This window comes from Rummeliibacillus pycnus (assembly GCF_044359855.1).
GTDB lineage: Bacteria > Bacillota > Bacilli > Bacillales_A > Planococcaceae > Rummeliibacillus > Rummeliibacillus pycnus_A.
Map to the genome: position 1 here is coordinate 2849402 of NZ_CP132291.1, position 23259 is coordinate 2872660.

Consider the following 23259-nt stretch of genomic DNA (forward strand, 5'->3'; position numbering starts at 1 on the left):
TTTTCCATCTAACCATTTAACCTTTAGGAGGAATTAAAATGACAGAATTACGTAAAGAGACTTTAGCAGTACGTGGTGGTCAAACACCAGATCCAACAACAGGGGCAATTACAGTACCTGTATATCGCACAACAGCATATAAATTTAATGATTCTGAACATGCACGAAAATTATTTGCACTTGAAGAACCTGGCAATATTTATTCTCGTATTATGAACCCAACAGTAGATGTTTTTGAAAAGCGTATTGCATTACTTGAAGGTGGGACAGCAGCAGTTGCTTTATCTTCAGGGATGGCAGCTATTGCATTTTCGATTTTGAACATTGCACGTACTGGTGACCATATTGTTTCAGCAGCTAGTATTTATGGTGGAACATACAATCTTTTTGCAAATACATTGCCTCGCTATGGTATTACAACAACATTTGTTGATGAAACAAATCCAAATGAATTTGAAGAAGCAATTCAAGAAAATACCAAAGCTATTTATGCGGAAACAATTGGTAACCCAAGTCTTTCAATTGTTGATATTGAAGTATTAGCAGAAATTGCACACAAACATGAAATTCCATTAATCATCGATAATACATTTGCTTCACCAGTTGGATGCAACCCAATTGAATTCGGTGCAGATATCGTCGTACATTCTGCAACAAAATGGATTGGCGGTCATGGTACAACAATTGCTGGAGTAGTCGTTGATGCTGGGAAATTTGACTGGACTCGCGGTAAATTCCCTGATTATACAGAACCAGATGCATCTTATCACGGATTACGTTATGGCATTGATACTGCAGATGCAGCGTTTGCAACTCGTTTACGTGTCCAATTATTACGTGACTTCGGTCCAACGCTTAGTGCGGATGCAGCATTCCAATTACTACAAGGTTTAGAAACGTTGCACTTACGTGTTCCATATCATAACGAAAATGCACGAAAAGTAGCAGAATATCTTCAAGAAAATGACCAAGTTGATTGGGTGCATTTCAATGGATTTGAAAATAGCGAATTTGCTCCCCTTGCAAATAAATACTTAAAGAATGGTTATGGTTCAGTACTTACATTTGGTATCAAAGGTGGTCGTGATGCAGGTCGCCAGTTGATCGATAATATTGAATTATTCTGTCATGTAGCAAATGTAGGGGATGCTCGTTCATTAATCATCCACCCAGCATCTACTACACACCAACAATTAAATGCAGAAGAACTAGAAAAAGCTGGAGTTCCAGAAGAACTGGTACGTCTTTCAATTGGCTTAGAAGCAGCAGAGGATATTATTGATGCATTAGAATCAGCATTTGCAAAAGTAAACACGTCTGTAGCTATTAAATAAGAAAGTTTTCAGATAAAAAAATAGGGAGGAGTGACGCATGTATAGCGCTCACTCTTTTCTTTTCTAAATGTAACGGAATTTTTTTGTGTTTTTGGCAATCTAAAGATTCCATCAAATCAACGATGTAAGCGATTTTCATGACCTCTCTAAAAAAACAATTGTCCTTCTCAGAAAGATTTTCCTTGTAATCTGTCTGTAGGTAGTCTAAAATCATCAATAAGTTCAATAATTTAGAATTTTAAAAGGTGAGCAGGATTACCTGTAAATGTCATGAAAAAAGTACATGAATGCGTAAAGTAAATTGAGATTGCGTAATTCTGAATATAGGAAAGAAAAAATTTTGGAGGGCGAGAATATGACAACAGTGAAGGTAGCAATTCTAGGTTATGGCACAGTGGGCCAAGGCATTTATCGTATTGTCAATGAAAAGCGAAAGCAATTTAAGAGCACTTTAGGTGTAGATATTGAAATCGCTAAAATTCTTGTAAGTAATGTGAATAAGCCACGTCCACATGCGCCAAAAGAATTACTAACAGACAAGTTCGAAGATATTTTAGCAATTCCAAACTTAGAAGTTGTTTTTGAAGCGATTGTCGGGGAAGAACCTGCATTCAAATACTTATCTCAAGCGATTGAAAAGGGTATCAACATTGTTACAGCCAACAAAGTGATGTTCTCAAAACATGGTTTAGCATTACAAGAAAAGGCGCAGAAATATGGCGTACAGGTTGGATACGAAGCTACAGTAGCTGGTGGGGTACCGGTAATAAAAACAATGCAAAACATCTTACGTGTAAATGAAGTAAGCCATATTCAAGGAATCCTAAACGGTACTTCAAACTATATCCTAACTCAAATGCGTAGCGAAGGTATGCCATTTGATGAGGCGTTACAAGATGCGCAACGTTTAGGTTATGCTGAAGCTGATCCTTATAATGATATCTCTGGCCAAGACCCATTCCGCAAGCTAATGATTTTAAGTGCATTGGCATTTGGAGAACAACCAAATTGGGATGAAGTAGATGTGGTGGGCATCACTGAAATCACAGCTGAGCAAGTGGAAGATGCGAAAGCAAAAGGTTTACGCTATCGACATGTAGCAGATGTTCGTCGTGATGAAGTTACTGGTAAAATCATTGCAACAGTTGGTCCACAATTAATTGGCTCAGAACATCCATTGTATTCGATTGAAGGTGTAAACAACGCTGTAGCATTAGATACTAATTACATCGGTACACTTACATTAGTTGGTCCAGGAGCAGGCATGTTCCCAACTGCAAGTGTAATGGTGGAAGACTATGCAGATATGCTAGTAAAAGCACCTGTAACAGTATCAATTTAATGCTTCAATCGCTCGTTTTATAGGTTTTAAAATAAAGAAAGCTACTGCTAATAGCCTTTCAAAAACATAAGTGAAAAGAGTTTTTAAACTACTTAATAGTTGAAAAGTATACTTATAAATAAAGTAGGGGCTTCTATAAATAACATTGGTTACTTATAGAAGCCCCATATTTGTATTAGTCTTCATCTTTAATATCAATATCTTCGGGAATGGGTGTGTTTTTCCATATTTCAATTTCTTCTTTTATTCTTTCAAGCTGCTCGTGGTATCGATCGAATTGATCACTACTAATTAAAAATTGTTCACCGTCATGAACTGCACGAATGCGGCCTTCTAAAACATAACGCATCACTTGATATTCTGGCATAGAGATGTCCTTTGCTGTATCTGCAACGGTTTTGTACATAGCGTAAGGCCCCCTTTTGCCTCATTATAATAGAAGAAAAGACTATCCTCAACTTTCAGAATTTATGATATATTTTCATGATGATAATGAAATATTTTACAAAAAAGGGCATCCGTCTTTACGATCGAAATAAGCAAGGGGGAGAATGATGAATCTTTTGCCATATGTTCTCGTGTTGTTAGCAGCTACTCTATGGGGAACAGTTGGTACAACACAGACCTTTTTAACAGATGGTATACAGCCTTTAACTGTGGCGGCAATGCGTTCGGGAATTGGTGGAGGTGTATTGCTGATCATTGCAATAGCGATGAAGAAAATCCAATTTCGCCACTGGCCTTGGAAATATACATTTTATGCAGCACTTTCTATGGCACTTTTTCAGCCGTTATTTTTTACATCTGTTCGTTTGACAGGGGTGGCAATTGGCACAGTAGTAACCATTGGTAGTTCTCCAGTATTTGCTGGGCTCATTGAATGGCTCTACTTTAAAAACAAACCAACTCGTACATGGGGAATAGCAACCGTATTAGCAATTTTAGGTTGTGTACTTGTTTTTGTGAATAAAGGACAAACAACTGTGAATCCACTGGGCATTAGTTTAGCTTTGTGTGCAGGAATCGCATTTGCGACTTATACACATGTGAGTAAGTCGTTAATGGACAAAGAAGCGGCTTTACCTGCAGTAGCAATGACATTTTCAATGTGTGGATTATTATTATTACCAATCGCCTTCATTTTGGGGGTGGATTGGGTCACTGAGAGTGCAAATTGGCCACCACTATTGTTTATGTGTATTTTTGGAACAAGTATAGCGTATATTTTATTCCAAACAGGATTACAAAAGATTCTCTCATCATCTGCTGTAACATTATCTCTAGCCGAGCCGTTAACTGCTGCATTGCTAGGTGTTTTCTTAGTAGGTGAATATTTGAGCGTTGCATCCTGGATTGGTGTAGCGATGTTACTTGGTGGAATAATTGTGATTACATTTGGAGGACGAACGAAAAGTATTCCACAAATAGAGGCTAGCGTTGAATAACTTTGTGGATAAACTGTTTTAGGAGTCAATGTTGGCTTTTAAAACAGTTTTTTTGTGGATAACTTCCTGAAAAGATTTGTGTATTCCTGTAAAATATGAATATTGATATAAAAATCTTAAGAATTTCTTCATTTTTATCATCACTTCTTTTTAAGATTTGGTCTGTAAAATGATGACTATAAGAAAACAAAGAAATGAGGTGTGACAAATGGCACCATATACCATTTTAGTAACAGATGATGACCAAGATATTCGAGATGGCATTGAAATTTATTTGAAAAACGAAGGGTACAACGTCTTAAAAGCAGCAAATGGTGTGGAAGCTCTCGAACAATTACTGGAGCATGAAATACATTTAATTATTTTAGATATTATGATGCCAGAATTAGATGGGATCCAAACGACGTTTAAAATTCGAGCAGAACGTAATATCCCAATTATTATGCTTAGCGCCAAAGTAGAGGATTCAGATAAAATTCATGGTTTATCGGTTGGGGCAGATGACTATGTAACAAAGCCATTCCATCCTTTAGAATTAATGGCTAGGGTGAAATCGCAATTACGCCGTTATGTGAAACTTGGAACCTACAATGAGCAACAAGGAAAGGTAACAGTAGGTGGTCTGTCACTAGACACAGATGCAAAAGAACTATTGCTAGACGGCGAGCCAATTAAGTTAACGAAAATCGAATATAACATTACAGAACTTTTACTCACAAATGTAGGACGAGTTTTCTCTATTTCAGAAATTTACGAACGTGTATGGAATGAGCCCGCCTACAATGCCGACAATATTGTTGCAGTACATATTCGAAAAATTAGAGAAAAAATCGAAGTGGATCCAAAGAATCCAAGATACTTAAAGGTGGTGTGGGGTATTGGCTACAAAATTGAAAAAGCATAGTACAACCATTTGGTCAATCAGCGCACTTATTATAGCATTCTGTAGTTTACTGTACTGCTTAACCTTTATATTCCATATGATGGATTTTAGTTTTGCGAAGAAATTTGCACAACTAACTCGTGCAATTGGGGGAGTGTAACATGAGAAAATCCAAAAACACTGTTTTGCTTTCTCTTATCTGTATGATTCTGATTGGAGGTTTTACCCTTTTAGAGCATGGCAGTCAATATTTTGCAAAAAATTTTTTTGAGTCAGATACATTTCAATCAGAATACCAAAATTTCACAGATCAACTAGGTTCACTTGTTTTAAATCCATTAGATGCTAGTGAGGCGAAAAAGGATATAAAGGTGACGGACCAAGAAATAGAGGAATATCGAAATTATAATGGTAGCCTAAGTGAGCAAATTGCCAGTATCAATAATCAATATCAAGATAAAATTACTGATGCCAAAAGTTCAAAAGCAACTACAGTTGAAAAAGCTCTCACATCAGAACGAGATAAAAAGATAAAAGATATTACAAAGAATTTTGAAGATGACGACTATGTACGAGATAAAATTATAAAAATTAAAGAGCAAGAAATCGACAAGTATGTAAATGAATTAGAAAATCGGAAACAAAGTTTTTTAAATGACTACAGTTACTTTGCTTATCAATTAACAGATATGTCAACAGGTAAAACCTTTACAGAAGGATACCTAAATGATACAGCTGTTTATACTCACAAATATAATAGCCAACATGTTTTAAATACTTCTACTATTAACAACGTCGATGTTGTATCAAATTGGAATGCAGCGGAAGATGATAGGTCATACGATATAACAGAAGCAACCCATAATTCTACACATCAATATAAAGGTGAAATTCGTGTTTCAAAAACAGAGTTTTTAAATTCAGCTTTTTACCAAGAATATAAGAATTTTAAATTCCATCAAAGACTATTAGTTGTTATCTGGATATTAAGTTTACTGTCCATCATTATGTTATTCTTCATCAGACCATTTAAAATGGAAATGAACAAGGAAAACTTTTTACTATGTACTATTCGAAAATGGCCAATTGATGTACGAGCATTTTGCTTATTTATCACTGGATATGGTGTCATTATTGACTTAATGGTGTTGTCAGATCATCTATCTTTTACAAGCTTTATCGATCATTCGTTTATAGCAGTATTGGTCGTAGCTATTCCTATTCTCTATCTTCTCGTATGGTTTGCGGTGATGCAGTTACTTCTAATGATAGAAGATCTGGATGCAGAAGAAAAACGGTTAAGAGCTTATAAAAAATCCCTTAGTCTACATGTTGCACAGGATTTAAATCTATTTTTATCCATGAGAGTTGGATTACAATCTGTTGCACTCTTAGTTATTGTCTTTTTAGCAGGAGTTGGGATTGTCGGGGTAATGTTCGCAAATGGATTGGGGCCGCTCTATACCGTGTTATTCTTTTCAATTGCTTTACCTGCAATGGTTATTTTCTTACGTCGTATGAGCTATTTAAATAAAATCATGAAACAAACAGACGATATGGCGGAAGGACGTTTAAACAGTGAGATCGAAGTGCGTGGTAAATCCGTTTTTGCTAAGCATGCAGCTAATTTAAATCGATTACGTGAAGGGGTGAGTACTTCTTTAACAGAGCAGGCGAAAAGTGAGCGGCTAAAAACAGAGTTAATCACAAATGTAAGCCATGATTTAAGAACACCACTTACTTCAATTATTACGTATACGGATCTATTGAAAAATCCCGATTTAACCGAGGATGAGCGTAATAGCTATGTGTCGATTCTAGATAAAAAATCTCAACGCTTAAAAACGCTCATCGAGGACTTGTTTGAGGTATCAAAAATGGCTTCCGGCAACATAGAATTGCAAAAGCAAAAAGTAAATTTGAATCAGCTATTGAAGCAAGCTCTTGGAGAACATGAAGAAGATATGGAAAAAGCAGCAATGGATTTCCGTATCCATATAACAGATGAACCACTAATGGCATATGTTGACGGACAAAAATGGTGGCGTGTGTTAGATAATCTTATTATTAATGCTTTGAAATACACTTTAGAAGGTACGCGAGTCTATATTTCATTGGATAAAGTAGATCAACAAGCACAGTTTGTGATCAAAAACATTACGAAATATGAGCTAGGAGATCAAAATGTAGAGGAGTTATATGAACGCTTTAAACGCGCAGATACATCACGTCATACAGACGGATCTGGACTTGGTTTAGCCATTTCACAATCTATTGTAGATTTACATGAAGGTAAAATGGATATTACTGTAGATGGAGATTTATTTAAAGTAACTGTCAATGTTCCTATCGTTTAAAACGAAAAAATAGGAGCTATCCTAAAAGGATTAAACCTATAAAAATGGACTGAAATTGATAATCTGAATAAGATATTTAATCAAAAAGAATTCGCGACATTCCTACGGGAAAGCAAGCGAATTCTTTTTTGTAATATGTCCTTTTTTTGTCAGTATATTAAGATAAGTCTTCCCAGACTTTAATATTATGCATGGCATACATTGCCTCGGTTGCTCTTTGGAAATAGTGTGATGCTTTTTTATATTCATTTTGTTCACATAATAAATTGCCAAGTAAAGTAGTATATTTATAAACATTTTTGTAATCTTGTGTTTGTTGAAAAAAATTGATAGCACTTGCAATAAAACCCTCATCAAAATCACTTAGGTGATGAATTATTTTATAAATATTAAAATGATAAACAAATTCTTTTGCTGTTTCTTCAATAGGGTGATCATCTATCAGCTGTAATCCTTTTTTGCACCATGTCTCTACGCTTGTCGCATTATTTAACTTTGAATATTCTTTGACCATAGAATGGATTGTTATAAGAATACGTATAGGCTCCTTTTTGACAGCTAAACTTTTTCTGTAATAAGAAATAGCTCCTCTGGAATCTCCTTCTAAAGCATAAATATATCCCAAATTTTGGAATATAATACCGTAATTTTCTTCTAAATTGTATTTATTGCACACATTATAGCAATTGTCGAAGATTTCGAGTGCACAATTATAATGACCATTTTGTATATGAGATAGACCTAATCTTATATAACAGTTGACCATTTGTTGATGATAATTTAATTCTGTATAGAGTTTCATTGCTTGTTGTGCATACTCAATCGCATTTAATGTTCGGTATAGTTTATGATATACCGAGCTTAACATGAAGTAATACTCTGCTCTTTCCCATTTAGTAAGCTGAATATTTGGCATTAATATCCCAGCTTTTTCGAGAAAAGATAATCCTGTTTTGTATTTGTTAGAACGCAAACAATACAAATAACAGTTAGTGTAATAGAAGAATTTTTGGTGATCATTTAAATTTTCTTCCATAGTAGTCAACGCATTTAGAAGGGTAGTGATTTTATCCAAAGGTTCATCCGTCATTAGGAACAACCGGAGTAGTCGTATGTTAAATGTATAGAAATTTTCTACATTACTAAACTCTAGATTCATCGATTTATAATATTCTATTGTTTCTTTCGTTAGGGATGGATCATTTTTTAAAAGAACTTTTTTAATGACTTTATAGCTATCTTCCATAAACTGTTCTTCATCTACGTCTATGTAATAGTCTAAATTAATACGTAATCGTTTAAGAAGTGCATTTTTTACTTCATCTAGTGGAATTTGCTTGCCACTTTCAATTTTACTTAAATAAGAAGTAGAACAAATATCTTGGGCTAATGCTTTTTGAGTTATATGTTGTTTAATGCGTTCGGATTTTATAATATTCCCAATATTTTGCATAATAATCCTTTCAACTTTTGTACTATTTTTAGAATTATTACATGATTTTAAAGGAATTTGAATCGGTAGAAAGGTGCATTTTCCTCAAACTATTTACAAATTTGCGAAATTTTTATTATAAAAAGGAAATAATTTGGAAAAAACCACTCATTTTGAGTGGCTTCAAACTATTTAATTGGAACGAGTTGATGGTTAAATGCATAAACAACTGCTTGTGTACGATCTTGTACTTCTAGTTTGGAGAGAATATTACTTACATGTGTTTTGACAGTTTTTAAAGCGATAAATAGTTCGTCCGCAATGTCTTGATTGGTTTTTCCTTGAGCCATTAGTAAAAGGACTTCATGTTCACGTTCTGTTAAATCTTCATGAAGTGGTCTATCCTTGTGTCGCATTCGTTGCATCATTTTATTTGTTACCTCTGGTTCTAAAATAGGTTGACCATCACAGGTACTACGAATGGCTTCAGCAATTTGCTTGGCATTCGTTGTTTTTAGTAGATAGCTGATTGCTCCAGCTTCTAAAGCGGGATAAACTTTGTCATCGTCTAAAAAACTTGTAACAATCATTATTTTAGCTTCTGACCATTGTTTGATAATTGCTTCTGTTGCTTCAGCTCCGGTCATAATTGGCATAACCATATCCATTAAAATGATATCAGGGCGATGTTCTAGTGCTAGGTCGACAGCTTCCCTGCCATTTGCAGCTTCTGCAACAACCTCCATGTCAGATTGTGCCTGTAAGTAGGCCGAAACGCCAATACGTACCATTTCATGATCATCAGCTAATAGAATCCGAATCATTCTTTAACATCTCCTTTTCTACTGGAATTTGTATTTCAACGACTGTGCCTTGTGATGGGACAGATACGATTTTACATGTTCCGCCTATTTCGACTGCACGTTCTTCTATATTGTGTAAACCATAGGAACCTGCTTTTTCATCAACTGTTTTAAATCCAACACCATTATCATGTACCCGGAAAATGACGCGTTTATTTCGTTCAACTAGTAGTAATTCTAGTTCAGTTGCTTTTGCGTGTCTTAATGTATTGGATAAGGTTTCTTGAGCGATTCGGAATAAATGATCCTCAGCACCTTTTGACAGGTGTACATCTTCTAAGCGGTACTTAATTTTAAAGGATACCTTTTGCTGTAATTCAACTAATAGATCTTCCAAACCTTGAGTCAATGATTTATTTTTTAATGCGACGGGGCGAAGGTGAAGTAAAAGGGCTCGCATCTCCAGCTGTGCTTGTTGAACAATTTGTTCCGTTTGTAGGAGCGTATTCTTCGTATGATTAGGTAAATCCTCAGCTGCTGTTTCGTTAACTGTTGAAAGCAACATAGAAGCAGCGAATAGTTGTTGTGAGACAGAATCATGAAGTTCTCTTGCTAGACGTTGCCTTTCCTGAATTATACGTTCTTGAATGATTTGGTCTTGATTGACCGCTTTATCATTCGTTAGTTTTTGCAGACTTTTGCGTTGAGTACTGATTAATTCTTTTGTGTCATTTAATGATTTTTGTAAACTAGTATTTACACCAAATGTTTCATGTGGAATATTGTCACTTTTTATTACATTTTGCAAAGCTTGCTCGAATTGTTGATCCTTCTGATGTGCCAATAGCATGCTCCAAGACGCAATACAAATGCTGAAAATAAAAAGTAATGCAATAAATAAAATAATGATAGGTAAATCCCAATAATGTGTCGTCCATAGAAATTCCCAATTACCTAACTTTGGGCCGAAAAGAATAAAGAAAATCGTCACTAAAATGGCAATTTCGAAGAAGAATAAGCTAATCATTCGCGTCAAAAATTTTGTCATTGGCGAATCACCTCAACATCTCCGAAAAATGTTGATACGGTAATAATTAGTTCGGTACTTGCTTCTTCAATATGTTCATAGCCATCACGGAGTGTAATGGTATCATGCCAAACACGCGGGTAGCTAGTACCAAAGCATGTTGCATCACCAACAAATGTATTGTAATGAAGACGTACAGGTACTTCATAAGGAACGATAATCCGAACTTTTCCAAATCCTTGGCGGATAGCGATAAGTGAAGTGCCCTTTGGTAATACAGTTTGTGTTGTATCAATATACAAGTCACCGACAAAGCTTTGAATATGTACATCTTGCCATTCATAAGATTGCAATGGTGTGCTTTGAAATGAGAAAAATTTATTTTTAATAGGTTGATCAATTGCTTGCTTGGATACTTGTTTTGCAAATGAAATTTGAATCGGATCGCCTTTCTTCATTTGCCATAACACATAAATTAAAGTAGCTACTACGATGATTCGTAAACTCCACATGGACATTAGTGCAATTATTATACAAAAAACACCGCCCCAAAAAAGCCATCTTCGTCTTTTACGCATGCTAATATAAATGAAAAAAGCACCGAGAATCGCAAACATGATACTCCCATTTTCAAAAAATGTTTCTTCTATAAAAATAAGCAAGAAAGTAGTAATCGCAAGCATCGTCAATTTGTTTGTAGAAAAATGAGTCATTGGTGGCCTCCCTCTATAAAACATAAAAGCAAAAAAAGAGAAGGGATACCTCCTCTTTTTTAGTATAACGAACATCCTGTGGAAGTCTAGTTATTGCAGTAATTCTGGAGTCTCTTTTTTCGTTGCTCGTTTTTCAAGTAGTGCTAATCTTTCTTCCATAGAAGTTACTTCATGTTGATGGTCAATTTTTTGTCCTAGACGTTCGATATAATTTTCCATTGTTTCAAATGTATCTAGTCTGTCGATAATAGTACCTGTAGATTCTGGATGAAGTACGTGATCCATTTGGTTATGTGCGCGGACAACATTCTCTTTTCCCATAAGTTGCAATTGACGAACTTTCATATCTTTTATCTTGTGTTTCATTTCTTCGTATTTACGTTCAAGTCCAAATAGTTCTTCAGTAGTCTTGTCGATACTATTTTTTAAAACAATGCTACGTTGTTCATATGTTAGGATTTCATGTTCTGCAAAATCGATTAAATCTTGTTCACCGCTTAATTTTGCAAGATCTAATTGTTTTGAACGTTTGTTTTGCATTTCCATAGTTTCTTCAAGTTCTTTCTCAAGCTTTTGTTTAAGTGTTCCTTGTCTTTCTAACCATTTGCCTGTTTCTTCTGTTTGTTTTTCTGCTTCGCGAATGTATTGATTTAACATCGAGATTGGATTTTTTTCTTCTTTCTTATCGAATAGATGATGAAGATCCGCTTCAATTGTGTATTTTAATCGTTGAAATAAATTGACCATGATTAGTACCCCCTGTTATTTTGTTAGTTCATTCCATTGATTTTCAAAATTTGTGAATGGGTCGTCCTTTTTTGGAGCGAAGAAAGAATTACTTTTTTCTGAACCATTCCATTTGCGGAAGATATACCATAAAATTGCGATTGCAGCTAAGCCAATAAAGCCTGGGATATTTGCTGTAGTTGATAATAATCCTGCAATGGCAACAAGTACCCAAATAATTTTTGAAAAAGTAGAATTACTTTTTAGATAAAAGTGGATTCCTGCAAATAAAATAGCTGCTGAAATAGCAAGACCTGATAAAGCTCCTAAAGAACATAAAATTGTAATACCAGCGATGACACCGATGATGAATAAGCCAAATTTCTTCATTGGTATTTCCTCCTTTCGTTTGTACCTTTATGATACGCAGAAATTAGGTTTGTCCAAACGGGCTGGAAGTGGATTTTCGTCTAGGGCTAGAGGCTGAGACAAGCTAAGACTAGATGTTAATTGGATTAAATGGTGTATTATATGTAAAATGTTTACACGGAAAGTTTGAATATAGAATTCAAAAAGGGGAACGACAATAATGAGTAAAAAAGTAATAGTAGGATTATTGTATTTTGTTTTATATAATGCCATTGTCTATTATCTTGGGTGGAATATTTACCATTGGTTAGAAGTAGCTTTTCATGTGAAGATGCCAATTGTTTTTTCAATTATATGGTTGTACTTTGCTTATAGCATTGTTATTAGTAATTTCAATGAACGTTTTCGAATAACGAAAGTTGTCAGTTGCTATTGGATGATTCTAATGGAGTACGGTCTACTATTATTCCCAATCGCAAACTTGTTGTTATGGCTTGTTCCTTCATTACATATGTTATGGGTAGGATATATTATTTTGTTCCTCTTTATGGTAATTGTTGGATTTGGTTCATATATGGCCTATTCGCCAATTGTTCATACGAAAACAATACAAGTAAAAAAGCAAAAGCAAAAGAGCCGAAACTTTCGAATGGTCATTGCTTCTGATTTTCATCTTGGTATATTGTCCAATAAAAAGCTTCTGGAAAAATTCGTAACACGTTCAAATGCTGCAAAACCAGATTTTGTATTTCTGGTAGGTGATATTGTGGACGATCATCCGTATTGGTATAAAGTGTATGACATGGATGAAGTTGTGAAGAAATTGACTTCTACATATGGTGTTTATGGCGTACTAGGAAACCATGAATACTATGGAGGGCAAATTCCTATTTTTGTAGATGAGATGAAAAAATCTGGGGTAACGATTTTGCGAGACGAAACAATTTGTGTAGAGGATTTGTTTTATGTAACGGGAAGAGAAGATAAAACAAATAAAAGTCGCAAATCTCTACAACAATTATCTACTATGGTTAATCCTCAATTACCATGGATTGTTATGGACCATACCCCGTCAGACTTACAAACGCCAGTTGAACTAGGTGTTGATGTACATCTCTCTGGGCATACCCATTTAGGTCAAATGTGGCCAAATCAATGGATTACGAAAAGAGTTTTTGAATTAGACTATGGTTATCTATTGAAAAAGACGACACATATACTTGTTTCGTCAGGCTTTGGTTTTTGGGGACCACCAATTCGCACAAATAGTCGAAGTGAAATGTGGGTAGTTGATGTTGAACTTACGGATTAATTTAATAAAACTTTAAACTTGCTTCTTCTTCTTGTATGTTATGATAGTTTTACTAGAAATGAATGGTAGTAAACATCATTCGTAAATAAAAAAGAATAAGGAGATACTATGGACTTTTTAGAGTTGTTAAAATCCATTATTTTGGGATTTGTAGAGGGTATGACAGAGTTTGCTCCGGTTTCATCTACGGGTCATATGATTATAGTCGATGACATGTGGCTGAAAACACAAGATTTTTTAGGAGAATCTTCTGCGAACACATTTAAAATTGTTATTCAGTTAGGTTCTATCTTGGCTGTTGTTGTGGTCATGTGGAAACGAATGCTAAGCCTTGTTGGTTTATATAAAATAGAAGGGCAAAGACCACATCATCGATTTAATTTATTACATGTTATTATAGGCGTGATTCCAGCAGGGGTATTAGGGGTATTATTAGAGAATTTTATCGATAGTCATTTATTTGGTATTAAACCAGTTATCTTTAGTCTTTTCTTTGGTGCAATATTTATGATTATTGCAGATAAATTCGGACCACAGAGACCGAAAGTTACATCATTAGATGATTTATCATATGCACAAGCCTTTAAAATTGGTATAATCCAATGCTTATCACTATGGCCAGGTTTTTCGCGTTCAGGTGCTACAATTTCAGGAGGGGTATTACTTGGTTTAGACCACCGTACAGCATCTGATTTCACATTTATCATGGCTGTTCCAATTATGGCAGGTGCTAGTGGATTATCACTTCTTAAACACTGGAACGAAATCAACTTCGGTGATATGGGCTTCTATGTAGCTGGCTTTATCAGCGCATTTGTGTTTGCACTTATTTCAATTAAGTTCTTCTTAAAATTAGTTTCAAGAGTAAAGTTAGTTCCATTTGCTATTTATCGTATAGTATTAGCAATCGTACTTGCTATTATCGTATTTATGTAATATAAAAGATGCCTTAAATGATGTTACCCCAAAAAGTTGGACATTATATTCAATTGAATATTAGGCGACTTTCTCGGTGGTGAGAATCCTGTATTGAACAGGGCTCTTGCCACCGAGTTTTTCTTTTATTCTTTGATTGTTGTAATAATGAATCCACTCTGTAACTGCTATTTTAACTTCATCATATGTTTCGTAATGATGAGTGTAAACTGTTTCGCATTTTAAGATATGGAAGAAGCTTTCCATTGCTGCGTTATCTAAACAGGTTGCCTTGCGCGACATACTTTGAAAAACATTTTGTGCTTTTAATTCTCGAACCCATTGTGGATGTTGATACTGGAATCCTTGATCAGTATGCATAGTTGTCCGATAAGACCGTTTAGGAAGTTTGTTTAATGCTTCTTTTAATGGCTTTATCGCGAATGCAACTGTGGGATGTAAATCTATATTGAAAGAGAGAACTTCTCCTGAATATAAACTTGAATTACGGCATCGAGTTTTTTTAAGTATTCATTCTCAATCTTTAAGAGTTTATTTTCTTCTTTTAGCCGTTCTAATTCACTTAATTCTATCGTCTTCGTGTGTTTGTTTTCCTTTGGATTTTGGAGCATCTGTTTTGGTCGCCCTCTCCGTTTATACAGAGCCTCTATGCCACCTTCATCGAACTTTTTTTGCCAGTCAGAAATTGTACCAGTATTAGAAATATCAAAATGTAGCGCCGTTTCGGTTAGAGAAGCTCTATTCTTATGCCTCCATTCTAATACTTTCACTTTAGAACTTCCATCGTACATAAACTTTGGACTTCTTATCTGAAAAGCATCCACACCAAATTTTTGATATCTATGAACCCAATCAAGAACAGTTGGTTTAGAAGTAACTTTATATTGCTTACATAAAGTAGTAGAACTCACTCCAGGCAACTATTCTTGAACAACTCGTTTTCTAAGCTCACTTGAAAATTTAACCAATACAAAAACCCTTTAAGTTAGATTTTATTTGTCCAACTTAAGGGGTTCAGATTATCCAATTTTTTTAGTCTCTTTTCCACAGTTAATATCAAAAAGATTGATGCTAGTATCATTAGGCCAATAATTATAAGGAGGGCATACTCACCCCTTGTAATAACAAAGCTTATAATAATACCCAAGAACATGATTGATATGCCATATCGAATTAGTAATTTGGCGCTGTATTTATTGCCTTCTGTCCATAGAAATATGCTTTTCATAGATCGTTTAGTTCGATAGCCAAATAGTGCATTAATATCCTTTGGTGGTTTATAAAACAATAAAAGTCCACAAAGAATAAAAACTGTCCCAATAAGAACACTCACTACAACATTAATAAATATCATATTCGCCTCCTAAAACGAACTTTTCTATATTATACCATATTTATGAAATTAATGGAATGTAACTTAACGTTTATGTTTTCTCTCATCTTTGCATGATTAAATAAGTTCTGGTCGTTAAAGAGATTCCAACTATTTCCTCTCAGCATATTCTCATAAAGACATGGTACGATAAAGGAAAAAGATTAAAAATGGGAGATTATTGCCTGTTAGATATTAGATAAAAGTTAAAGGGGCGGGTGATTAAGATTTGGCAGAGCGAATTTTAATTATTGAAGATGAAGAAAAGATTGCACGCGTATTGCAGTTAGAACTTGAGTTTGAAGGTTACGAAACTGGGATTGCTTATACAGGATCAGATGGACTTATATTATATCGCGAACAACAGTGGGATTTGATCTTATTAGATGTCATGATGCCTGTTATGAGTGGAATAGAAGTGTTAAAAAGAATTCGAGCTACAGAATTTTCAACGCCTGTGCTCATGTTAACGGCAAAGGATGAACTAGAGGATAAAGTGTCAGGGCTAGATCTTGGAGCAAATGATTATATTACAAAACCTTTTGAAATTGAAGAATTGCTTGCTCGAATCCGTGTAGCATTAAGATTACATAAGAAAAATCAAGAAAAAGTTACAAACGACGAAGAAAAAAATCCATTTTTCCATAAATATGCTGGACTCTCGATGCATGAAAAAACACGTGAAGTTATGAAAGATGGTTTATCAATTGATCTAACACCACGTGAATTTGAGCTTTTGTTATATTTACTGAAGCATCCTAAACAAGTGTTAACACGTGAACAGATTTTAGATAGAGTGTGGGGATATGATTATTACGGAGATACCAATGTTGTCGATGTTTATATTCGATATGTCCGCAAGAAAATAGATAAAGGAAGTAATAACCCGCTAATCCAAACAGTGCGAGGGGTAGGCTATGTATTAAAGGAACAAACACATGAAACTTAAAACGAAAATTCACATCTTCTCAACAATACTGATGCTCCTTATTTTGGCATTGACGACAATTGGCATCTATTTTTTATATGAAAAGATGGCCTATGATACAGAATATCAAAAACTATTAGATGAATCGCAAGAACTTGTAACATCTATTAGCCAAACGAGTACCATTAATGATCCTGCCACTATTTTACGAGCATATATTCCTTCCAGTGGTGCGATTCGGATTGTTAATCATAATGGAAAACCGCTAGTAGCTGTACAGTCGATGGAAGGTATTGAAAACTATAAACCAAAGATACAAGATAAGCGGTATCAAGTAGAAACATACAAAGGTATGACGATATTATCTTTTCAGATACCTGTTATTTGGAAAGATGGCTCAGTTGCATATGTGCAAATGATGCAATCCATGAAAAGTGTTGCCGGTACCTTATCATTATTAAAACTTGTATTAAGTGGAATGACCGTACTAGCAGCTATTCTTGTATTGTTGTCTAGTATGACACTTGCTGAAATCGTTCTTAGACCAATTCAACGTCTCACAGCAACGATGCAACGAAGCAGCAAATCAGGAACCTTTGAAAAAATTGATGTAAGTAAGCAAGGGAAGGATGAATTAGGGGAAATGAGTCAAACCTTCAACGATATGATGTCACAGCTTGAACAAAATTATCGTAAGCAAGAGCAATTTGTATCGAATGCTTCGCATGAGTTAAAAACGCCATTAACGGTCATTGAAAGTTATGCAAGATTATTAAAACGTCGAGGTTTTAATAATCAGGAAGTAGCTGAAGAATCTGTAGAAGCTATTTTAAGTGAATCCATTCGAATGTCTGAAATGATTCAACAGATGCTAGAGTTAGCCAAAAATAAAGAACGCATACCCGTGCAAAATGATAGAGTAGATATCCATAATTTATTAGACAAAACTTTAAATCAAATGCATCAAGCGTATAATAGAAGTTTTTTCTTACATGGAAATGTCCCTATATTCCTTACTACAGATGAACAAAAGATAAAGCAGTTGCTCTTTATTTTTCTAGAAAACGCTCGGCGTTATAGTGATGAAGATATCCATGTGTATTTATCTGGAAATCCGCTTGTCATAAAAATACAAGATAGTGGAGAAGGAATTGCAGCAGAGCATATTCCTCACCTTTTTGAGCGCTTTTATAGAGTGAGTCAAGATCGAAATCGCAAAACAGGAGGTACAGGACTTGGTCTCGCAATTGCTACAGAGATTGCAGCACAATTGAATATCGATTTATCTGTAGAAAGTACAGTTGGAGTCGGTACAACGATGATATTGACATTTAATAAGTTAGAAGAGGAACAACAACATGGGGAAACTTAAAAATAGAACTCTTCTAACATTCATAATATTGATATCTATCGCTGTTTTCATTGTGTTTTTTATGTGGAATCATATGTCAAATGCAAATTACAAAACAACTGTAGAAGTGTATGGAAATATCGAAACAATGTATGGAGGAGAAATTACAACCTTCAAAAATAATGGCAGTCAGTATGACATGGAGCTTTCAAAGAATGGTGCAGTTTATCATATTGTAGTAGAGGCAAAAGACGGTGAAATTTCGCAAATGAAAAGAATTGATTTGGCAGGAATAGAAAAAGGAAATCTACTTTCAAAGAAAGAATTGCAAACGATTATTAAGAGAAATTATCAGGGGGAAATTTCACGTGTACTTTTAAATACAGAACAAGATACACCGGTCTATCAAATACAAGTTACGGAGCAAAATAAAAAATTGAATATCATTGTTGATGCAACTACTGGAGATATTCTTTCTGAAACTCATGTAGATGCAAAAGCAGATCATACAGTAATTAGTAAAAAAGAAGCTGGAAAAATTGCTAAGAAAAAATTGAATGGTACGATTCAAAATACGACTTATTTTGAAACTAGTAATGGAGGATATTATTTGGTGGAAATTGCAAAAAACAATCAAGTAGAAACATTCCAAATTCACGCCGTATCAGGAAAAATAATGTCCATTACAAACCCTTTGCTATCTCATTAAATGTAATGTTTTTCTTTTAGTATTTTCATTTTTATAAGGTACATTATTGAAAAAAAGGAGGCGAAACAATGAAAAAGGCTTTGATTGCATTAGCCATTACAGGATGTCTTGGTGTTTCAGGAGTTGTGGCAGTTGCTGCCCAAAATAATGGAAAAGGAAATATTTTATCTCCTAATGAAATCTCGAAAAGAGCATTGAATTATGTAAAAGGGCAGGTATATAAAGTTGAACTAGATGAAAAAAACGGTCCTATATATGAAGTAGATGTGAAAAGTAAACAAGCGAGGTATGACTTGAAGTTGGACGCTAAAACAGGCGAACTACTAGAAAAGTCAACGAAATATTCTTCAGATGATTCCATAGGTAATAAAATGATTGGTATTGCAAAAGCAAAGAAAATCTCGTTAAAATTGATAAATGGTAAAATTCAAAAAGCCGAATTAGATTTACAAGGTTGCGTATATAAAATTGTAATTCTCAAAGGTAAATACGAGTATAAGATCGATATTAATGCATTTACCGGTAAAATCGTAAAAAAAGATAAAGTGAAAATTTCAGGATCTAAGAGCCGTCAAGTAATCAGTTTAAATAAAGCAAAACAGATTGCCCTAAATTATATGAATGGTGTTGTTAAAAAGGTAAAATACAATCGAGATAACGGAACATATGTCGTTCATATTTCTAAAAACTCAAGAACATATCGATTTGATATTGATGCCTACACAGGAGAAATTATCAAAAGAGGAAACAATAATGGAACGAATACAGTTTCGAATAATGTAATCGGTATTGAAAAAGCGAAACAAATCGCTTTAAATGCTATAGGTGGAACAGTAACAGGAGCTATCTTAGACAATAACAATGGTGTTTATGAAGTAAAAGTACAAAATGGAGATTTTGTTTATCAAGTTGAGATCAATGCGATAACTGGTGTCATTGTTAAACGAGAAAAAGGAGATTCTTCGCAATCTTTGAATAACAATGGAACAACGGTGATTGGTATCGATAAAGCAAAACAAATTGCTTTATCAAAAGTACCTGGAACTGTAACTTCAACAAGCTATGATCAAAATAATGGAGTATATGAAATCTCAATTATGGCTAATGGATATGAATATGATTTTGACATTAATGCTCAAACAGGGGAAATTATCAAACAAGATCAAAAGTCAGTAGAAGGTACTTCAGCTAATAATGATTCAACTATCATTACATCACAACAAGCATCTCAAATCGCTTTAACAAAAGCAAAAGGAACCGTTACGAAAATCGATTTAGTAAATGGCGTATATGATGTAGAAGTTAAAGATGGTACGTATCAATACAAAATTGAAATCGATGCAAAAACAGGAGATGTTCTAAGTGTTAATAAAGATTACGAAGATTAGAGATTAAATTAATGGAAAAAATTTATATTTAGATAATCCTTTCTATAGGAGCTGCCTCTTCAAAAATTGATTTGGAAGGGCAGCTTTTTTAATCATGCTATAGCTTATTTGATATGAAAATAAAAAATTTAATAAATAATCCAGTATATATAAAGATATATGTTAACTTGGTAGTTCTTTTTCTTTAATTGTGCGATTCTGCTTGTGAAAGGTAAACACAATATGTTAGATTATATATATTATAAAAACACAATATATAGTATAAAGACGATGATTGGTACCAGCAATGGTGTAATAGGGAATTCGGTTTAATGCCGAAGCTGTCCCCGCAACTGTAGGTGTGGACATTTGTCAAAAAGCCACTGAGCAATGCTTGGGAAGGATGACAAAATGGATGAAACACAAGCCAGTAGACCTGCCAAATTTTCGTTTTGCACACTTTCTTCGGGGGTTGAGAAGTGGGGGCAAATAAATGCAGCATTCATTCACTGTCATGTGGAATTTTTTTGCTGTGATTTTGTTTCCATTTCAACTAGAGCGATTGTTCTGCCGATGAAGGCGGACAGTCGCTTTTATTTTGTGTAAAAAGGAGACGACGATATGGTAACAATAATAGATGAAAAAGAAACAGTATTGCAGCGATTAGAGGCTGAATTTGGCAAAGAGGAAGTGAGCCCTTTACGACGTAAGCACGAACGTTTTGTGCAAAAACATCCTGATGCGGCAGATGAAGAATGGACAAGAGCACTAGCATTAGATGCATTAAGCTTTCTAGATGAAGACGAACCCTATTGGACATTTGCTGCTGCACGTCTATTACTAATGGAAATCTATCAAAAAGCTGCTATTGCACGACAAGTTACTGTAGAAGATATCTATAAAGTGTTTCCAGAACAAGTGCATAAACTAGTTGGAAAAGGTCTCTATAATCCTGTGTTGGTAGACGCTTATTCTGAAGATGAACTACAACAATTGGCCTTCACAATAGAGTCAAAACGGGATGAACTTTTTACATATATAGGATTAAAAACATTAATAGATCGATATGTGACACGTGATTTTGATAAAACGCCAATCGAACTACCACAGGAACGTTGGATGGTCATTGCTATGACGTTAATGCAAAATGAAAAAGAAGATCGTATTGAAAAAGTAAAAGAAGCTTATTGGGCGATGAGTAATCTGTATATGACAACAGCAACACCTACATTATCAAATGCCGGAAAGACACACGGACAATTATCGAGCTGCTTTATCGATACAGTAGATGATAGTTTGCAAGGTATTTACGATTCCAATACAGATGTTGCGACACTTTCTAAATTTGGTGGTGGTATTGGCGTATATATGGGTAAAGTCCGTAGCCGTGGTTCGTCTATTCGCGGATTTAAAGGGGCATCTAGCGGTGTAATTCCATGGATCAAGCAATTAAATAATACAGCCGTATCGGTAGACCAACTTGGACAACGTCAAGGAGCGATTGCGGTTTACTTGGATGTCTGGCATAAAGATATTTTTTCATTCCTTGATTTGAAATTAAATAATGGTGATGAACGCATGCGTGCACATGATATTTTCACAGGTGTATGTCTACCAGATATTTTCATGGAAGCAGTAGAAAATCGTGATGATTGGTATTTGTTTGACCCTTATGAAGTACGTTCCATTATGGGATTTGGATTAGAAGATTGTTATGATGAAAAACGCGGCGAAGGTTCATTCCGTGCAAACTACTTAGCATGTGTGCAAAATACTTTATTGTCACGTGAAGCCGTACCAGCAATTGATATTATGAAAAGAATTATGCGCAGTCAGTTAGAAACAGGCGTACCATTTATGTTCTATCGTGATGAGGTTAACCGTAAAAATCCAAACAAACATAAAGGCATGATTTACTCATCTAATTTGTGTACAGAAATCGCACAAAATATGTCACCAACAGAATTTGAGTCAGTAGAACTTGAAAATGATATGATTGTCACTCGCCGTAAACCAGGAGATTTTGTTGTATGTAATCTATCTTCTATTAACTTGGGCAGAGCAATACCAGCAAATGTATTAGAACGTTTAATTCCAATTCAAGTACGTATGCTTGATAATGTGATTGATTTAAATGCAATCCCAGTAAAACAAGCGGCTCATACGAATGCACGCTATCGTGGAATTGGCCTTGGTACATTTGGTTGGCATCATCTACTTGCTACTTCAGGGATTGCTTGGGAGTCGGAAGCAGCAGTTAAATTTGCAGATGAATTATATGAGAAAATTGCGTACTTAACGATTCAATCTTCTATGAAATTAGCAGAAGAAAAAGGTGTATATCCATTATTTGAAGGCTCTGATTGGCAAACAGGTAGCTATTTCGAAAGCCGTGGCTATCATGGCGGAAAATGGGCAGCCCTACAACAAGAGGTTGCTGAAAAAGGAATGCGCAATGGCTATGTAATGGCTGTGGCACCAAACTCAACAACATCAATCATTGCAGGAAGTACAGCAAGTATCGATCCAATCTTCCAAAAGAGTTATTCTGAAGAGAAAAAGGATTATAAAATTCCAGTTACAGTGCCGGATTTAAACGAAAAAACGACATGGTATTACAAATCAGCATACTTTATCGACCAAAACTGGACAATCAAGCAAAACGCAGCGCGTGCACGCCATATTGACCAAGGCATATCATTAAATCTTTACGTGCAAAATACAATTAAAGCAAAAGATTTACTAGCACTTCATCTAAATGCATGGAACAGCGGTATTAAAACAACTTATTATGTCCGTTCTACATCTGTTGAATTACTAGAATGTGAATCATGTGCAAGCTAATTAGGGGAG

General features: G+C 34.8%; 21 protein-coding genes, 1 pseudogene and 1 riboswitch. Of the genes and pseudogenes, 13 read left to right on the plus strand and 9 right to left on the minus strand.

Translation table 11 applies throughout. From position 1 onward, the window contains the following. Positions 1 to 38: 38 nt before the first annotated feature. Both Q8X41_RS14070 and Q8X41_RS14075 read left to right on the plus strand, forming a co-directional pair. A complete protein-coding gene (locus Q8X41_RS14070) occupies positions 39 to 1334 on the plus strand; it encodes an O-acetylhomoserine aminocarboxypropyltransferase/cysteine synthase family protein (RefSeq protein WP_397536896.1) in 1296 nt (431 codons plus the stop codon). A gap of 355 nt (positions 1335 to 1689) precedes the next feature. After that, complete coding sequence (locus Q8X41_RS14075) at positions 1690 to 2676, plus strand: homoserine dehydrogenase (protein WP_397536897.1); 987 nt, start codon at positions 1690 to 1692, stop codon at positions 2674 to 2676. Positions 2677 to 2851: 175 nt separating this feature from the next. Here the strand turns inward: Q8X41_RS14075 and Q8X41_RS14080 are convergent, their stop codons facing one another. Continuing rightward, the gene (locus tag Q8X41_RS14080) at positions 2852 to 3082 is read right to left on the minus strand and encodes a DNA-binding protein (RefSeq protein ID WP_397536898.1); all 231 of its coding nucleotides are present in this window, start codon (positions 3080 to 3082) and stop codon (positions 2852 to 2854) included. Between the two features lie 148 nt (positions 3083 to 3230). Here Q8X41_RS14080 and Q8X41_RS14085 point away from each other — a divergent pair, with 148 nt between their 5' ends. From Q8X41_RS14085 to Q8X41_RS14100, 4 genes are all read left to right on the plus strand, one after another. Then, positions 3231 to 4121 (plus strand): DMT family transporter, encoded by an 891-nt coding sequence (locus tag Q8X41_RS14085; protein WP_397536899.1) that lies wholly within the window; start codon positions 3231 to 3233, stop codon positions 4119 to 4121. Positions 4122 to 4329: 208 nt separating this feature from the next. Then, complete coding sequence (locus Q8X41_RS14090; protein ID WP_397536900.1) at positions 4330 to 5025, plus strand: response regulator transcription factor; 696 nt, start codon at positions 4330 to 4332, stop codon at positions 5023 to 5025. Next, positions 5000 to 5164, plus strand: coding sequence for a hypothetical protein (locus Q8X41_RS14095; RefSeq protein WP_397536901.1), 165 nt, complete (start codon positions 5000 to 5002; stop codon positions 5162 to 5164). Before Q8X41_RS14090 ends, Q8X41_RS14095 begins: the two co-directional genes overlap by 26 nt. Position 5165: 1 nt before the next feature. After that, on the plus strand, positions 5166 to 7361 hold the full coding sequence (locus tag Q8X41_RS14100; protein WP_397536902.1) for a histidine kinase dimerization/phospho-acceptor domain-containing protein: 2196 nt from the start codon (positions 5166 to 5168) through the stop codon (positions 7359 to 7361). A gap of 157 nt (positions 7362 to 7518) precedes the next feature. Here the strand turns inward: Q8X41_RS14100 and Q8X41_RS14105 are convergent, their stop codons facing one another. The 6 genes from Q8X41_RS14105 to Q8X41_RS14130 all read right to left on the minus strand — a co-directional run bounded on the left by Q8X41_RS14105 (position 7519) and on the right by Q8X41_RS14130 (position 12452). Beyond that, positions 7519 to 8814 (minus strand): helix-turn-helix domain-containing protein, encoded by a 1296-nt coding sequence (locus Q8X41_RS14105; RefSeq protein ID WP_397536903.1) that lies wholly within the window; start codon positions 8812 to 8814, stop codon positions 7519 to 7521. 167 nt (positions 8815 to 8981) lie between these two features. Next, positions 8982 to 9617, minus strand: coding sequence for a response regulator (locus Q8X41_RS14110; RefSeq protein WP_397536904.1), 636 nt, complete (start codon positions 9615 to 9617; stop codon positions 8982 to 8984). Beyond that, entirely contained in the window at positions 9595 to 10644 is a 1050-nt protein-coding gene (locus Q8X41_RS14115; protein WP_397536905.1) for a sensor histidine kinase, read from the minus strand. Before Q8X41_RS14115 ends, Q8X41_RS14110 begins: the two co-directional genes overlap by 23 nt. Then, the gene (liaF, locus tag Q8X41_RS14120) at positions 10641 to 11336 is read right to left on the minus strand and encodes a cell wall-active antibiotics response protein LiaF (RefSeq protein ID WP_397536906.1); all 696 of its coding nucleotides are present in this window, start codon (positions 11334 to 11336) and stop codon (positions 10641 to 10643) included. Before liaF ends, Q8X41_RS14115 begins: the two co-directional genes overlap by 4 nt. A gap of 90 nt (positions 11337 to 11426) precedes the next feature. Further along, entirely contained in the window at positions 11427 to 12083 is a 657-nt protein-coding gene (locus Q8X41_RS14125) for a PspA/IM30 family protein (protein ID WP_397536907.1), read from the minus strand. Between the two features lie 15 nt (positions 12084 to 12098). Continuing rightward, positions 12099 to 12452 (minus strand): ABC transporter permease, encoded by a 354-nt coding sequence (locus Q8X41_RS14130; protein ID WP_397536908.1) that lies wholly within the window; start codon positions 12450 to 12452, stop codon positions 12099 to 12101. A 199-nt stretch (positions 12453 to 12651) separates the two neighbouring features. Between Q8X41_RS14130 and Q8X41_RS14135 the strand changes: the two genes are divergently transcribed. Both Q8X41_RS14135 and Q8X41_RS14140 read left to right on the plus strand, forming a co-directional pair. Then, complete coding sequence (locus tag Q8X41_RS14135; RefSeq protein ID WP_397536909.1) at positions 12652 to 13743, plus strand: metallophosphoesterase; 1092 nt, start codon at positions 12652 to 12654, stop codon at positions 13741 to 13743. Between the two features lie 108 nt (positions 13744 to 13851). Continuing rightward, the gene (locus Q8X41_RS14140) at positions 13852 to 14679 is read left to right on the plus strand and encodes an undecaprenyl-diphosphate phosphatase (RefSeq protein ID WP_397536910.1); all 828 of its coding nucleotides are present in this window, start codon (positions 13852 to 13854) and stop codon (positions 14677 to 14679) included. A gap of 60 nt (positions 14680 to 14739) precedes the next feature. On the opposite strand, the pseudogene Q8X41_RS14145 reads toward Q8X41_RS14140, so the two are convergent. Continuing rightward, positions 14740 to 15599 (minus strand): annotated as a pseudogene (locus Q8X41_RS14145) (IS3 family transposase). Positions 15600 to 15664: 65 nt separating this feature from the next. After that, the gene (locus Q8X41_RS14150) at positions 15665 to 16033 is read right to left on the minus strand and encodes an SdpI family protein (RefSeq protein WP_397536911.1); all 369 of its coding nucleotides are present in this window, start codon (positions 16031 to 16033) and stop codon (positions 15665 to 15667) included. Between the two features lie 247 nt (positions 16034 to 16280). Here Q8X41_RS14150 and Q8X41_RS14155 point away from each other — a divergent pair, with 247 nt between their 5' ends. From Q8X41_RS14155 to Q8X41_RS14175, 5 genes are all read left to right on the plus strand, one after another. Further along, positions 16281 to 17000, plus strand: coding sequence for a response regulator transcription factor (locus tag Q8X41_RS14155; protein ID WP_397536912.1), 720 nt, complete (start codon positions 16281 to 16283; stop codon positions 16998 to 17000). Next, positions 16990 to 18351 (plus strand): ATP-binding protein, encoded by a 1362-nt coding sequence (locus Q8X41_RS14160; protein ID WP_397536913.1) that lies wholly within the window; start codon positions 16990 to 16992, stop codon positions 18349 to 18351. Before Q8X41_RS14155 ends, Q8X41_RS14160 begins: the two co-directional genes overlap by 11 nt. A gap of 73 nt (positions 18352 to 18424) precedes the next feature. Continuing rightward, positions 18425 to 19039 (plus strand): PepSY domain-containing protein, encoded by a 615-nt coding sequence (locus Q8X41_RS14165; RefSeq protein ID WP_397536914.1) that lies wholly within the window; start codon positions 18425 to 18427, stop codon positions 19037 to 19039. A gap of 68 nt (positions 19040 to 19107) precedes the next feature. Beyond that, positions 19108 to 20427, plus strand: a complete 1320-nt coding sequence (locus Q8X41_RS14170) for a PepSY domain-containing protein (RefSeq protein ID WP_397536915.1) — start codon at positions 19108 to 19110, stop codon at positions 20425 to 20427. A gap of 258 nt (positions 20428 to 20685) precedes the next feature. After that, a riboswitch (cobalamin riboswitch) is annotated at positions 20686 to 20865 on the plus strand. 162 nt (positions 20866 to 21027) lie between these two features. After that, a complete protein-coding gene (locus tag Q8X41_RS14175) occupies positions 21028 to 23250 on the plus strand; it encodes a ribonucleoside-diphosphate reductase subunit alpha (RefSeq protein ID WP_397536916.1) in 2223 nt (740 codons plus the stop codon). The last annotated feature ends 9 nt before the right edge of the window (positions 23251 to 23259 follow it).

Coding starts and splice junctions, on each gene's coding strand:
- Q8X41_RS14070 (WP_397536896.1), top strand. CDS start 39: ATGACAGAATTACGTAAAGAGACTTTAGCAGTACGTGGTGGTCAAACA.
- Q8X41_RS14075 (WP_397536897.1), top strand. CDS start 1,690: ATGACAACAGTGAAGGTAGCAATTCTAGGTTATGGCACAGTGGGCCAA.
- Q8X41_RS14080 (WP_397536898.1), bottom strand. CDS start 3,082: ATGTACAAAACCGTTGCAGATACAGCAAAGGACATCTCTATGCCAGAA.
- Q8X41_RS14085 (WP_397536899.1), top strand. CDS start 3,231: ATGAATCTTTTGCCATATGTTCTCGTGTTGTTAGCAGCTACTCTATGG.
- Q8X41_RS14090 (WP_397536900.1), top strand. CDS start 4,330: ATGGCACCATATACCATTTTAGTAACAGATGATGACCAAGATATTCGA.
- Q8X41_RS14100 (WP_397536902.1), top strand. CDS start 5,166: ATGAGAAAATCCAAAAACACTGTTTTGCTTTCTCTTATCTGTATGATT.
- Q8X41_RS14105 (WP_397536903.1), bottom strand. CDS start 8,814: ATGCAAAATATTGGGAATATTATAAAATCCGAACGCATTAAACAACAT.
- Q8X41_RS14110 (WP_397536904.1), bottom strand. CDS start 9,617: ATGATTCGGATTCTATTAGCTGATGATCATGAAATGGTACGTATTGGC.
- Q8X41_RS14115 (WP_397536905.1), bottom strand. CDS start 10,644: ATGACAAAATTTTTGACGCGAATGATTAGCTTATTCTTCTTCGAAATT.
- liaF (WP_397536906.1), bottom strand. CDS start 11,336: ATGACTCATTTTTCTACAAACAAATTGACGATGCTTGCGATTACTACT.
- Q8X41_RS14125 (WP_397536907.1), bottom strand. CDS start 12,083: ATGGTCAATTTATTTCAACGATTAAAATACACAATTGAAGCGGATCTT.
- Q8X41_RS14130 (WP_397536908.1), bottom strand. CDS start 12,452: ATGAAGAAATTTGGCTTATTCATCATCGGTGTCATCGCTGGTATTACA.
- Q8X41_RS14135 (WP_397536909.1), top strand. CDS start 12,652: ATGAGTAAAAAAGTAATAGTAGGATTATTGTATTTTGTTTTATATAAT.
- Q8X41_RS14140 (WP_397536910.1), top strand. CDS start 13,852: ATGGACTTTTTAGAGTTGTTAAAATCCATTATTTTGGGATTTGTAGAG.
- Q8X41_RS14150 (WP_397536911.1), bottom strand. CDS start 16,033: ATGATATTTATTAATGTTGTAGTGAGTGTTCTTATTGGGACAGTTTTT.
- Q8X41_RS14160 (WP_397536913.1), top strand. CDS start 16,990: ATGAAACTTAAAACGAAAATTCACATCTTCTCAACAATACTGATGCTC.
- Q8X41_RS14165 (WP_397536914.1), top strand. CDS start 18,425: ATGTCAAATGCAAATTACAAAACAACTGTAGAAGTGTATGGAAATATC.
- Q8X41_RS14170 (WP_397536915.1), top strand. CDS start 19,108: ATGAAAAAGGCTTTGATTGCATTAGCCATTACAGGATGTCTTGGTGTT.
- Q8X41_RS14175 (WP_397536916.1), top strand. CDS start 21,028: ATGGTAACAATAATAGATGAAAAAGAAACAGTATTGCAGCGATTAGAG.